This window comes from Hymenobacter roseosalivarius DSM 11622, from assembly GCF_900176135.1.
Taxonomy (GTDB): Bacteria; Bacteroidota; Bacteroidia; order Cytophagales; family Hymenobacteraceae; genus Hymenobacter; species Hymenobacter roseosalivarius.
Genome location: NZ_FWWW01000048.1, coordinates 1 through 14,272, shown reverse-complemented (window position 1 = coordinate 14,272; position 14,272 = coordinate 1). Strand labels below are relative to the sequence as shown.

The following is a 14,272-nucleotide window of genomic DNA, read 5'->3' as shown; positions in this document are numbered from 1 at the left end:
AGGGGACAATTTTCTAACTTCTCCTATCTCACCTCTCACTTCAAAAAATCAGCCGCGCCACAAAAAAGGAAACAGCAGGTAAGACACGGCCGTCACAATCAGATTAAGAGCTAACAGCGTGAGCAGCGAGCCGCTGCTAGCCTCAAACTCCATCCCATCGAGGGCATTTTTGGAAACTTTGATGAGTAGCAGCAGCATCGGAATCATGATGGGGAAGCCGAGTACGGCCATTAGAGTGCTGCTATTCGTGGCTTTAGCCGCGATACCCGACACCAGCGTAAGCGTAGTAGCAAAGCCTACCGCGCCGAGCCCAACGTTACCTACGAAGAGCAGCATATCCTGCACCGGATTGCCCAGCACTACGGCATATAGCATAAAGCCAACCAGCGCTAAGCCCAGCAGCAACACCGCGTTGTAGGCGATTTTGGCCAGAATCACGGCCTGGGGCCGCACCAGCGTATAGTAGTAAAGCAGACGGCCCCGACTTTCCTGCAGGAAGCCTTTAGCGGCCGCGTTCACCGCCGTAAAAAGCAGGATGATCCAAAACAGCGCGTTCCAGGCCGGAGCCGGTAATTGCCCCCCACGCAGCGCAAAGCTGAGGTAACACACAAATACGGTGCTGCCTACGTAAAGCAGCATGCCATTCAGCGCCGCCCGCTGCCGCCATTCCAGACGAAAATCCTTCTGCATTAAATACCAAATCTCACGAAGGAGCAACACGGCCACGGGACTAGTGAATGGGACCACAAAGATAGTCGCTGGCTGTTGGTTTTTACTGCTTCGGGCTTGATGTTTAGGGAGTAGGCCATGCGGGCAGCTAAATAATGAAGGGCCAAAAAAAGCCCCCCAGATTATTTCCGGGGGGCTTTTTGCAATGTATTTTAGCTTAAAAACGAGGTTTCCAGCCTTCAACTTTAGAAGTCGTAGCCGAGCGTAAAGTACAGCTTAGGTCCCAGTTGATTAAAGTCTTCCTGACCCCAGGCGATATCTCCTTTTCCGTAAAAGCCTAGTAAGGTGGTCCGAATACCGAAGCCGTAGCCCACGAGCAAAGGATTGCGGAAGTTGACGACGGTAGCCGAGAAGGCGTTGCCATTGCCGCCCACTATCTGGGTGTTGAAGGAATTGTTTTCGTTGAACGGGTTCGGGCCGGAGTAAGCCGAGCCGGCATCAGCAAAAGCGGTCAACTGTAAGTTGCGGAAGAACCCTGACTCAACGGGTTTGCGTGTGATGTATTGAATGATGGGCACCCGCAGCTCAGAGTTGAACAGCACATACTTCGGACCTACGCGCTTGCTGTAGCCAAAACCGCGCAGATTGGTCACAAACTGCTGGTAAAACATCTGCGTGGGGTCATAGGTAGAGGGCAGAATGCGCTGGTCGTCCTGGTAATCGCTGTTCAGCCAGTTATCCATGCCGCCGAGGCGGAACTGCTGCCGCGTGTCGCCGAAGAATTGGCCGTAGCTGGCGCGGTTGGCCCAGATAATCTGCCGGTGAATCTTCTGGTAATGACGCAGATCCACGTAGATCTTGCCGAAGTTCTGCGTTTGGTCGTCCAGGTTATTCAGCTTCATGATGCCCACCTTCATGCGCGTGCCTTGCAGCATATTGACGCCGGTGGCAATGGCATTATCATACACCAACTCGCCGGTCGCGCCCAGATAATTACGGTTTACATCCAGCGAGTCATCAAACACGTTGATCAGCGTCCGGTTCACGTTCACGAAGCGCGGCCCGCCCCGTACGCTCAGGTTGTGCGTAAGCGGGTAAGCAATAGTAGGCGCTACCTCATGACGGCCGTAGCGGGTGCGGCCCAGACCAGTAAGATCGAAGAAGTAAGCCTGTTTCTGGTAGCGTATGCTCCAGTCGTAGCGGCGGCGCAGGTCGGTGTACTCCGCGTATATATTACTGGTCTTCAGATCAGTAAGACCGAAGATACCCGCCTGAATACGCTGATTTTCAAATAGGTCCGTCATATTAGCCTGCCCGATCAGGCCAAAGCCCAGCAACGGATCTACATACACCGACGACACGACATTGTCGATACTAAACTGTGGGCTGTAACGGTAAGGACCAGTCAGAGCGAAGGCATCGGCCGGGGGCGCCGTGGGCAGGTTGGCGGCCGTGGCCGAGCGCCGTCGCGCATTGGTCCGAGTGGGCGCGTCCTCATCAAACTCGTAGTTGCTGGTGTTGATGGGCTCTTCCGCCTTCTGGGCAACCTGCGGTTGTGGCGGCGTAGCCGTCGAATCAGCAGGAATTTGCCCCCCAGGCTGGCCGGCAATAGTGGAAGAGGTTGAATCCGGCAGCGGCGCGGGTACGGGCGTGGGAGCCGGGGCGGGTGGCGGCGGAGCCGACCGCCCTTCCAGAATTTCCTGACGAGCTGTTTTGGCCAACGTCATATTCTCCGGCAAGGCATACGCGGAGTACACATACACCATGTCGCGGGCACGGTCGGCGGCTACGAAGCCCAGCGCGCCCGTACCAGCGTTGAAGTCGAAGTCCTTGAGGTTGGTCGAGAAGTTACTCGCGGCCGTCCGCTGGCGGGTGGTAAGCGAGAAGCGGTAAAGGCTACGCACCCCGCTTTCTTCGCCCAGATACAGAATCTCGGTATCAGACACTGCTCGGGGCCGACCTTCATTGGAAATCGTGCTCACCAATGACTCAACCGGCTGCTCGCGCCCATCGAGGTGATACAGGAACAGGTCGTAGTTATTGACGACGCTGGCAAAGTTACCTTCGGCCGATCCATCGGCCCAGCGGTTGGAGCTGAACACGATACCTGCGCCATTGGGCAGGAAGATGGGCTGCACGTCGTCGAACAAATCGTTGGTGATACGCTCGGGCGTGCGGTTGCCGGCCCGCAACAGATACAAGTCATTTTGCCCCCCACGCGTACCGCTGAACACCAACGACTTGCCATCGGGCGAATACGCCAAATCGAGCACCTGGGAGAAGGGCTGAAAAATGGACGAGCCTCCTTTGTTGAAAGGCAGGGCCTCCCGCAAATTGGCTACCACGCTACTTAGCACACCCGCGTCGGCAGGGCGCAGGCGCAGCGACATGTAGCCTTTGTCCATCTCAGCCATGGCTACCTGGCCGTTGCCGCGCCAGGCCAGCACCGGCAGCCGGGTTTCTACCTGCTGGTCAGGCGTTTTATAGCCTCCACGGTGAATAGCTTTCCGCCCGGAGCCATTGCGATTAACAGTGAACACCCGGTAGCGACCCCGGTCATTAGCCACGTACGCCAGCCGCTGCCCATTGGGGCTCAGCACCGGCTGCGAATAGAGCACCGCTTTCCGGTTATTGCTTACGATCTGGTTTTTCTCATCGGGCAGCACGAGCGGAACCACTGGCTGAGCATTCAGCTGGCGGTAGTAAGCCAGCCAATCACGCAAAAAGACCTTATAAGGTACATTCAGCGAGCTGCTGATACCGACCTCCACGTCGCGGGTAATGCGCGTGAGGTTCAGAATATTCTGAATGGTGGTGTAGCCGTAGCGCTCCGCGATATAATTCCAGACGCTCTGGCCCGCCAGCTGCGGATTGCGCAGGAAGAAGGGAGCTGTTTTGGTGCCCTCGTACTGCTGCGTCATATCGCGCATGTAGTCGTCCATCTCCACGCTCCAGCCCTCGGCGGCGTACGACGATGCTCCGGCAATAAACCACTCAGGCAGCTGTAATAAGTAGGTGCTCTGAATAACTTCCTTCAGCGAGCCGCCATACATCATGTCGTTGAGCAGGACCCGCGTAATCTGGGAGCTAACATCGCGCTTAAACAACGTTTGCTGGCCCTGGAAGGCGATTTGCACCTTATTCATGCGCAGCAGCGAGGTCTCGCCACCGGTTTGATATTTGTCGCTATCCAAGCCAATATTGCTCTGCCGCAGGTCGCCCACGGAGTTATAGAGCATGAGCGTGGTCTTGGAATACGGGTAGTAGCCGATAAGGGAAGAAACGCGCTGCAGCTCCTTTTCGGCGTACTCGGCGGCCCGGCGAGCGGTGGTTTCGCCGCCGGCGTAGTAGTAGATATTGAAGTTCTGGGTGCTGAACAGCTGCCAGTCAAAACTCTTGTACTGGATGCGCACGCGCCCGAACTGCTCCTGGGCGGTTTGGGCCTGCGCCTCGCCAGCTTCCAGCAGTACGCCCAGCAGCAGTGCCCCAACTACCCAAAATCGGCGCATTATAGAAAAGGATAGGTGCTTCATATAGAAAGCAAAAGGGCAGAAAATCAGGAAGAAACGCCGACCTCAGTAGGTACGGAAATATACAACGAATGATACCGCGAAATATTGACCTCGGGCCAAAGCGCTTCGGTGCCTTCCAGCACGTTGGCAAAATGGGTTGCCAGCCGCGGGGCCAGCATTACGCCTTTGGAGCCGAAGCCATTAAATATACTCAAAACCGGCCAGGCTGGATGCCTGCCCAGCAAGGGTTTTCGGTCGCGCACGGCGGGCCGTATGCCCGCCCGCTGATCAACTACTTGAAAAGGCTGATCAGACATCTCCGCGAAGCGCTGCCGAAGCTCCGTCCGGGCTTCTTCGGTGATGCCCAAGGGAAAGGGAAAAGGCGGCCAGCGGTACGTAGCGCCTACCCGAAACTGCCCAGCGCCGAGCGGCACCACGTAGCCGCCTTTATTCAGCACCTGTTCCATCGACAACCCCTGGCATTGCACGTCCAGAACCTCTCCTTGGGTGGCTATAATTGGTAGCCAACTAAAGTACGGATTCCGCATAGCGGCAGCGCCTTCGCAACAAACCAAATGACGCGCCTGTATCGCGCCTTTGTAAGTCACGCCGGCCGGGTCGACAACAAGCTCATTCCAGGTAAAAGTTTCGTGCCGCAGCCAACCGTTCTGCAATCCGGCGGCGGCAAGAGCTGCCAGCATTTCGCGCACGGCTACGTAACCGCAGCGGCGAATAAAAATGCCCCCCAGACCCGTTTTCACCCCAGGTATGAGCGGTAAATCCGTGCTTATTTTCTCGACAAATGCCCCCCAGGGCTGATCGGCGCTGCGGGCCAGAATGGCGTTCTGCTCCTTAACGGAGGAAAACAACTTGAGAATGGGCGTTTCGAAGAAGAACTGCTGCTTAAATTCAGCCTCCAGCTTTCGGTAAAAAACAGCCGCCGCGGGTAGCAATTCGTCGGCTAGCCAAGTGAGAGCAAAACGCTGGCCGGTTACAGGGTTCATCAGCCCAGCGGCTACGTTGGAGGCTGAATCGGGCCGGGGTTCGTCGAGCACCAATACCGCGTGGCCACGCTGCCGCAGCTCGTAGGCCAGGGTGGCACCGGCCAGGCCGTGACCGAGGATAAGATAGTCGTAAGGAGTCATTGGGGGGTAGAAATAGGCAGTAGCCCATTTAATTATAGCAGTACTTTCAATACTGAAGATTTGTGTTAGTGTTGAGCTAGCAACTATTTAACGGCACTACTTTAATAGGCAGCAACTACTCTTGCATAGGAGTCACTAACTAACCATACTCAATTAAGCTTTGTGCATGTATGAAAACATTTTTCAAGGTTATGCTGGCTATAGCCCTGTCCTTGGCAGTATCGTCTTTGCTGGCCAGTCGTGTTAATACTTCTGCGGTTTACTCTGAAGCAGTTTATATATTTTTTAATATGATATTATATCATTGGTGGATCTATTTCCCATTTGTCGGGATACACTTTATATCTTTTCGCTGCTCTAAACCCCACACATGGTGGTTATCAATGGTACTAGGAACCTTGCTCGCGGTAATTATCACATTAGGGTTAGTGAGCAGCTCCGATCCCATCATAAATTTGTCTGGCGAGGCTAACAAATTTATGACTGCTATCAGCTTCGGGGTTGGGGGCAGCTTATACGGCTTGCTCTATTATTTCTGGTTAGATAAGCCACCCCATACCAAATTGTGGTGAAAAACAGATCAGGGACCATGGCGTGAATGAAAATTGATGGGTAAGGTCTGCTTTTCGCTCAACTTCAAAACAAGTGAAGCCTGAGCAATCTATTCAGACCTCACTTGTTTTAATGCCCTCCGCCTACGTCCACCGCAACTTCGCGCCGCGTCTCGTAACTTACCCTCCCAAGTACATTCGGCCCGCGCCGGTTCCCATTTAGTAGCTCTATGATCGTATCTGGTTTCACGTTCAACGCTTTTTCCGAAAACACCTACCTGCTGCATGATGCGACCAAGCAATGCGTCGTCATCGACCCTGGCTGTTACGAAAAGGCCGAGCAACAAGCATTGAAAGCCTTTATTGAATCCGAGGGCTTGCAGGTTGTATTGCTACTGAACACCCATTGCCACATCGATCATGTATTTGGCAATCAATTTATTATCGACACCTTTCAGGTTTCTTTTCTTATTCACGAAGCCGACCTAAGCGTTCTGCGGGCCGTGCCTACCTACGCGCCCAGCTATGGCTTTCCGCACTATAACCCGGCTGAGCCTACTGGGTTTTTAACGCCCGGTGAACCTATCACCTTCGGCGAAACCACCCTGGAGGTGCGCTTCGCCCCTGGCCACGCGCCCGGCCACGTCGTGTTTTATCACGAGCCAACGCAAGTCGTTATTGGCGGCGACGTGCTATTTCAGGGCAGCATCGGCCGCACCGATTTGCCGGGGGGAAATTATGATACGCTCATCGAAAGCATTCGCACCCAACTCCTTACTCTACCTGATTCGGTAACGGTCTACCCTGGGCATGGGCCGGCTACTACTATTGGGACCGAACGGCGTTCCAATCCATTCTTGCGCTAACGTCGTTTCTTTGCTTCGCATGAAGAATCATTTGCCCAACGCTATTACTTGTCTCAATCTATTTGCGGGCTGTCTGGCGCTTTGCAGCGTCTTTGCCGGCCATTTGGAGCTGGCCGCTTATTTGGTGGGCCTGGCCGCCGTTTTTGATTTCGCCGATGGCTTAGTGGCCCGCGCGCTGCACGCCAGCTCGCCCATTGGTAAAGACCTCGATTCGTTGGCCGATATGGTTTCGTTTGGCGTGGTGCCGGGCGCTATGCTGTATTATCTGTTGGGCCGGGGGGCAAATTTACTGCCCGAGTGGCTGCCCTACGCCGGCTTCATCCTGACGGTATTCTCAGCCTTACGCCTAGCGAAGTTCAACAACGACACCCGCCAGACTACCTCTTTCATTGGCTTGCCCACACCAGCCTGCACGCTGGTGGTGGCTTCTCTACCCCTTATTCTGACCTACGACACCTACCATCTGACACCGCTTATCCTGAATCCGTGGGGGCTGCTTGGCCTGACGCTGCTGTTGTCAGGCTTGCTGGTAGCGGAGCTGCCACTGTTCGCGTTGAAGTTTAAGAACCTGCGCTGGCAGGACAACTCGGTGCGTTTCCTGTTTCTAATCATATCGATGATTCTGCTGGTAGTTTTGCAGGCAGCGGCCATCCCGCTTATCATTCTGCTGTATGTGCTGCTGTCCTTGTTCCGACCTTCTTTTGGATGATTTGCTGGCGTGAAACTGCTTATCACAATATTTGTACCTGCTGGTAGTTATGTAGTTGGCCGGCTCGCCCACGGTTTTTATTTCCCGCTTATCCGCTTTCTATCGCTTTACACGTTTATGCGCTTTTTTCGGCTACTGCTGCTCATTTGGGGGTTGGCGGGCTTTGCGAAGACTGCGCAGGCCCAGGCCACCGAGCAGACAGTGCAAGCCACCGTGGAGTGGCAGGGCTCCGAGACCGTGTACACGCGGGCCGGGCAAGCCAGCCGCACACCTTCTTTTCGGGGTGCCACCTATACCCCTACCGACCGCGTCGGTACGTACACGCTACGCCTTATTGGTCGGGTAGCTAGCGGCCAGCTTCGCCGTGCCGTTTACGAACCTTTTCCTGCCGCCGACGCTGCCCTTCTGACGGCGGCAAATTTGCCCCCCGAGCCTACCCTAAGCTTACGGACCACGACGGAGCTGCGCGCTACCGTGAGTTTTCTTACGCTTCAGCCCGTGCGGCGCAACGCCCAGACCGGGCAGGCAGAGCGGCTAATCTCTTTCGAGTACGCTTACGTGACGGCCCCCGCTACCGCCGCTCGGGGCGGCCGGTCGCACCCCACCGCCTCGGTATTGCGGCAGGGTGAATGGTTTAAGATCGGTGTACCGGCCAGCGGCATGTATAAGTTGGATAAAGCTGCCTTAGCCGCCATGGGCCTCAATCCGCAGACGCTGGACCCGCGCCGCCTCCAGCTTTACGGCAACGCTACAGGCATGCTCCCACAGCCCAACAGTACCTATCGGCCCGACGACCTGGTTGAAAACGCCATTTTTGTGGCCAACGACAACAACGACGCCACCTTCAATGACAACGAGTACGTGCTGTTCTACGCCCGTGGCCCGCACACCTGGGAGCGGGAAGCACCAACCGTTAACCGCTTCCGCCATTCCTACCATCTGTACACCGATACTGCCTACTATTTTGTAACCGTTGGCTCGGTGGCAGGCAAGCGGGTAGCTGCAGCTCCGCTCGTAACAGCTGCACCAACGGCCACCATCACGACCTTCGCGGAGCGGAAGTTTCACGAAATTGATCTGATTAACCTACTTAAATCGGGGCGGCAATGGCTGGGCGAGAAGTTTGAGTCAGGTGGGCGCCAGGAAATTCCGTTTACCATTCCCGACCTCGTACCTGGCTCGTCCGTACAGCTGACTTCTTCGGTAGCGGCCGCGTCAAACAGCGCTTCCAGCTTCCAGATCAGCATTGGGGGGCAAAATGTAACTTCGCAGTCGGTAGCCGGCTACAGTTCCAATTTCTTTCCTGAAATAGCGAACACCAGTTTGCTCACGGCGGCCGCGCCAGCGCCGGGCACCGCTGATTTGCGGGTATCTCTGACTTATAATGCCAACAGCCCCTCCGCCGCCGGCTACCTGGATTATTTGGAGCTGAACGCCCAGCGGCAGCTGCGCTTCGTAGCGCCCCAGCTCGAATTTCGCTCGTTTGAGAATATCGCTGTGGGGGCAGTCAGTCGCTTTACGCTTGCGAATGCAACTGCCGCTACGGTGTGGGATGTCACCAACCCGCGCCGCCCGATAGCTCGCCCACTTGATGCCAGTGGCACTCTTGTGGCCCCTACCGATTCTCTGCGCGAGTTCGTGGCCTTCTCGGGCAGCAGCTTTGAAGTGCCGCGCAGCTTTGGCCGGGTAGCGCCCCAAAACCTGCACGCCCTAAACCTCGACGGGCGACTAGACTTTATCATCGTCACGCACCCGCTGTTTTTGGCGGAAGCCGAGCGCTTGGCCGAATATCGGCGTAACCCCGCCCGATCAGCCGATAAGCTGAATGTAGCCGTGGTAATTACTGAGCAGATCTACAACGAATTCAGCTCCGGCGGTCAGGATGTAACGGCCATCCGCGACTTTATGAAGATGATTTATGACCGAACGCCGACTGGCAAGCGCGCCATGCTCCTGCTTTTCGGCGACGCTTCATATGACTATAAATCAGACCCTACTAACGATCTGACCAAAGTTCCTACTTGGTGGAAACAGCGGCGCCTATCTGAAAGTGGTTCGCCAGGCATCGACAGAATCAATCAGAACTTCGTGCCGGTGTATGAGTCGCGCGAGTCATTCAACCTCGTTTTTCCTCGCCCCGGCGCACCTGCCCTTTCCTACTCCTCCGACGATTATTTCGGCCTGTTAGATGACGATGAGGGCCGGTGGGATGAAGGCGGCCGCCCCATCAGCGAAGGACTGGACATTGGTATTGGACGCCTGCCCGTGCGCACGCCCGCCGATCAGCCTCGCTCTACTGCTCAGGCCAAGCTGGTGGTGGATAAGCTTATTACCTACGACTCGCCGGCCGCGTATGGCAAGTGGCGCAACCGCCTCACCTTTGTTGCCGATGATGGCGACGCCAATGAGCACGTATTGTCATCTACCGAGCCGTTGGCTAATGACTTGCTGACGCGCCGCCCGGCCTACAACGTGCACAAGGTTTACCTCGATATGTACCCGCAGGTAGCCGGTGCCGGGGGGCAAAATTCGCCTGGTGCCAGCCGCGCCATCGAGGAAGCCATTGAGCAAGGGTCGCTTCTTGTTAATTATGCGGGCCACGGAGGAATAACGGGATGGGCTGACGAGCAGATACTAACCAAATCGGGCGTTTTAAATTTAAAAAACGTGACGCGCCCTACCTTTATGCTCACCGCTACCTGCGACTTTGGCACCTATGATAACCCCGAATTTGATTCGGCTGGGGAGGTTGCGCTCACCAATGTGATGGGTGGTGCTATTGGCTTGCTGACGACTACCCGCGTAGTTATCTCTACGTTCAATCGCTTTTTAAATGAGCGCTTCTTTGCCGTCGTGTTTGCGCCTGTCAACGGTCGTATACCCCGCTTGGGAGATGTCATGGCGCTCACCAAAAACGGTAGCCAGGCCGGCGACAATAATCGAAATTTTTCCCTTCTCGGTGATCCTTCGGCGCGCTTAGCTTATCCAGAGCAGTCGGCGGCTATTCGGCAGTTGAATGGGAAGCTAATCAATGCGACGGATACACTCCGCGCCCTCTCACGCGTAGAGTTGGCTGGCGATGTAACAACAGCTGCTGGCACCATCGATGCTGGTTTCATAGGCAAAGTACAGGTAACCGTGTTTGATAAGCCAGCAGCCGTTACCTTACTTGGCAATGAAATAAATGATGGCCGGCCTACGATAGCGGTGCAGCGCGATATCATCTACGATGGGCAGGCCAGCGTGCGCAACGGTGAGTTCAAGCTCACCTTCGTTGTGCCCAAGGATATTAATTACAGCTTCGGCCAGGGTAAAATAAGCCTTTATGCCGCCGACACCATTCGGCGAACCGATGCCAGCGGCGCTACCAACTTAGTTGTGGGGGGCGTTTTAGACAAAGCTGCTACCGACACGATACCACCAGACATTCGTTTGTTCATGGACACGGAATCGTTCGTATTTGGCGGGCTTACCGGCACATCTACCACGCTTATCAGTCGTTTGCGCGACGAGAACGGCATTAACACGGCGGGCTCTGGTATTGGCCACGAAATAACGGCCACGCTGGATAATGATGTGAGCCAACTCGTCGTTCTAAACGATTATTATACAGCCGAGGTTGATAGCTTTCAGGTCGGGCGAGTTCGTTATCTATTTAAAGACTTAACCCCCGGTCCCCATCTGTTGCGCGTGAAGGCTTGGGATACCTTTAATAACTCCGCCGAAAAAGAAATTGAGTTTATTGCGGCCCGCACCGAGAAGTTGGCGCTCAATCATGTACTTAACTACCCCAATCCATTCTCTGGCTCCACTGCCTTTCATTTTGATCACAACCGTACCGGCGACGATTTAGATATTCAGGTACAGATCTTTACGGTATCGGGTAAATTGGTTCGCACTTTGCGCATGACAGCCATCGGTAGCAGTTCGCACCTTGGCGATGTCACCTGGGATGGACGAGATGAGTTTAATGATCAGTTAGCTCGTGGTGTGTACATCTTCCGGGTCAGCGTCCGTTCTCCGCGTGATGGCTCTACTGCTTCCAAATACGAAAAACTAGTTCTTCTGAATTAACTTACTGGCCTCACGTTTATCTTTCAGCCCATCTTTTCCCGATTATATGCTCTTGTCGAAGCTGCCACTGCGCTATGCGCTTCTCCCCGGTTTGCTGGGTTTGTCCTTTGTGGCCACGGCCCAAATTACTAACTCGAAAGTCATTACCACCGCAGTTCCAGTTCTCACGATCAGCCCTGACTCACGGGGCGCTGCTCTTGGCGAGGCTGGCGTAGCAACTTCCCCCGACGCTAACTCAGCTTATTACAATGCAGGCAAGTTAGGCTTCGTACCGAATCAATACAGCGTATCGCCCTCGTACACGCCGTGGTTACGCTCCATCACTGATGATATGGGTTTAGCTTATTTATCCGGCTATTCTAAACTCAACCAGCGCGCCGCTATTTCCGCCTCCCTCCTGTACTTCGATTTAGGAAGCATTGCCCTACGCTCGGCTGCTAACCAGCCAGAAGGAGAGTTTAACCCAAAGGAGTACGCTTTTGCTTTATCCTACGGGCAAAAGCTCAGCGAGTATCTGGGGGTGGGCGTGACTGCACGCTATATTCGCTCCAACCTTGTTGGGCCCACTAGCGGTGGTGATTCCAAGCCTGGAAATGCTCTGGCTGTCGACTTGGGCACCTATTATACCCGTGACCTGAGCATCGGTGGTGGAGCCTATAACCTGGCGCTGGGTGCCTCGATTGCCAACATCGGTAACAAAATGACTTATACCGATGCTAACCAGGCTGACTTTCTACCTATGAACATAAAGCTGGGAACGGCCATCACCCGCGAACTTGATCCTTATAATAAGCTTACCCTAACCCTCGATGGTACTAAACTATTAGTGCCTAGCCCTTACTATGAGGATAATGTACCTACAGACAATGCTAGTCAGCAAGCCTATCTACTACGCCGCGACGCAGAAAATGAAAAAAGAAGACAGCAAGGCGTTGTTAGTGCGATTACCACTTCCTTTGGCGACGCACCAGGTGGCTTTTCAGAAGAGCTACAAGAAATCAACCTTTCCACTGGTCTCGAGTACACGTACAAGGATTTGTTGATGGCCCGTGTAGGGTATTTTTATGAAAACCCTGATAAAGGCGACCGACGCTACCTTAGCTTAGGTTTAGGGGGGCGCTTCCAGGTATTCGGAATTGATGGTGCTTATCTAGTACCAAACTCCCGCGCGAATCCATTGGCCCAAACTATTCGGGTATCGTTACACTTTAACTTTAATAAGCTGGAAGAAGCTTTCGGCAACGACGCCTCCCCTACCAACTAACCATTTCTATGCTCGACCGTCAAGTCGCTCCTCCCGTTCAGCCGCTGGCCAGTGTAATACTGCCCGCGGCTGACGTGCTTTCACTCCCTAATGGCGCTCGTCTGCACATATTGCGCAACGATGCGCAACCCGTCATCCGGCTACAGATAGTGTTTCCGGCTGGTAAATGGTATGAACCACAACTCGGTGTATCACTTCTTGCTGCGCGCATGCTTCTCGAGGGCACTAGCAGCCGCACAGCCCGCCAAATTGCCGATACCGTAGCTTTTTATGGCGCTTCACTTGAGTGTGAACAAGGCTTTGATCGTACTGCCCTTACTCTGTATTGTCTTACTCGCCATATTGAAGTCCTCTTACCACTTGTGCAAGATGTTGCTACAGAGGCAACTTTTCCGACTACCGAGTTTGAGTTACTAAAATCACGTACTGTTCAAAATGTGCGAATTGAGCGGCAAAAAACCAGTTACTTGGCTGCCGAACGTTTCTCTCATAATCTATTTGGCAATAGCTATCCCTATGGCGTAACCTTCGATGAAAATTCATTTAAGAAGCTTACCCCCGACATAGTCAAGGCATTTTATCGTACATTTTATCAAATAGGCTCTGCAGAAATATTCCTCTGCGGTGACATTTCAGACCGGCACGAACAACTCGTTGCCCGAGCCTTCGGCCAGGGTTCTGCTGATCATCAAGAATCAGCAGAGCAAGATGAACCTCATATCTTAACAGTTGCACAACACGATTATGTCACTGTGGAGCAAAGCCTACAAGCATCGCTACGAATCGGACGCTTGTGGCCAAGCCCTACCCACCCTGACGCACATCATTTACAAGTATTAGTCAAGGTATTGGGGGGCTACTTTGGGTCTCGTTTAATGAAAAATATTAGGGAGGACAAAGGGTTTACTTATGGCATCTATTCAAGTATAGCTCCTCGTGAACATGCAAGCATGTTTGTCATTGGTACTGACGTCAATGCAGCCAGTGCTGAAGCAGCAATCGAAGAGGTGCATAATGAATTACGCCGATTGCAAGACGAGTCTATTCCTATTGAGGAATTACAAACCGTAAAAACCTATATGGCGGGAAAGTTCGCTAATGAGCTCAGCACAGTCTTCGAGCAATGCGATAAGTATAAAACAGTTGTGTTACTTGGACTACCAAACACTCACTATTCTGACTTTTTAAGACAAATTAATTTGGTGAGTTCAGATGAACTACAGCAATTAGCCCAGACATACTTATCACCTGAGAACATGATAGAGGTAGTTGCTGGACCAGTTAAATGAAGTTTGGCTTCAAAGCTCCTAAACCTATACCATCATCAGTTCCCAGTTGTTGTAATAAGAGCCCCGACACGTTACGCTGCCGGGGCTCTTATTACATATGACTATACATTCGCTTATTTGAGTAATATGAAGGGTAATACTAAATAAGATTGCTAGATATCCTGCCCGAGCATCTTCAATGCGAGCCCAAAAC

At 53.7% G+C, this 14,272-nt stretch carries 8 protein-coding genes; 5 read left to right on the top strand and 3 right to left on the bottom strand.

What is annotated here, in order from left to right; translation table 11 throughout:
• Positions 1-48 precede the first annotated feature (48 nt).
• The 3 genes from B9A24_RS04915 to B9A24_RS04905 all read right to left on the bottom strand — a co-directional run bounded on the left by B9A24_RS04915 (position 49) and on the right by B9A24_RS04905 (position 5,326).
• Complete coding sequence (locus B9A24_RS04915; RefSeq protein ID WP_084444066.1) at positions 49-690, bottom strand: heme exporter protein CcmB; 642 nt, start codon at positions 688-690, stop codon at positions 49-51.
• 224 nt (positions 691-914) lie between these two features.
• Positions 915-4,178 (bottom strand): PD40 domain-containing protein, encoded by a 3,264-nt coding sequence (locus tag B9A24_RS04910; protein WP_159451944.1) that lies wholly within the window; start codon positions 4,176-4,178, stop codon positions 915-917.
• A gap of 47 nt (positions 4,179-4,225) precedes the next feature.
• Positions 4,226-5,326: an NAD(P)/FAD-dependent oxidoreductase gene (locus B9A24_RS04905; RefSeq protein WP_084444064.1), complete on the bottom strand. Its 1,101-nt coding sequence runs from the start codon at positions 5,324-5,326 to the stop codon at positions 4,226-4,228.
• Positions 5,327-6,107: 781 nt separating this feature from the next.
• Here B9A24_RS04905 and B9A24_RS04895 point away from each other — a divergent pair.
• From B9A24_RS04895 to B9A24_RS04875, 5 genes are all read left to right on the top strand, one after another.
• Positions 6,108-6,743 (top strand): MBL fold metallo-hydrolase, encoded by a 636-nt coding sequence (locus tag B9A24_RS04895; protein ID WP_084444062.1) that lies wholly within the window; start codon positions 6,108-6,110, stop codon positions 6,741-6,743.
• Positions 6,744-6,762: 19 nt separating this feature from the next.
• Entirely contained in the window at positions 6,763-7,452 is a 690-nt protein-coding gene (locus B9A24_RS04890; RefSeq protein ID WP_084444061.1) for a CDP-alcohol phosphatidyltransferase family protein, read from the top strand.
• Positions 7,453-7,569: 117 nt separating this feature from the next.
• Positions 7,570-11,526, top strand: a complete 3,957-nt coding sequence (gene porU, locus B9A24_RS04885) for a type IX secretion system sortase PorU (protein WP_084444060.1) — start codon at positions 7,570-7,572, stop codon at positions 11,524-11,526.
• A 46-nt stretch (positions 11,527-11,572) separates the two neighbouring features.
• Positions 11,573-12,790, top strand: coding sequence for a type IX secretion system outer membrane channel protein PorV (gene porV, locus B9A24_RS04880; protein ID WP_084444059.1), 1,218 nt, complete (start codon positions 11,573-11,575; stop codon positions 12,788-12,790).
• Positions 12,791-12,798: 8 nt separating this feature from the next.
• Entirely contained in the window at positions 12,799-14,079 is a 1,281-nt protein-coding gene (locus B9A24_RS04875; protein WP_084444058.1) for a M16 family metallopeptidase, read from the top strand.
• The last annotated feature ends 193 nt before the right edge of the window (positions 14,080-14,272 follow it).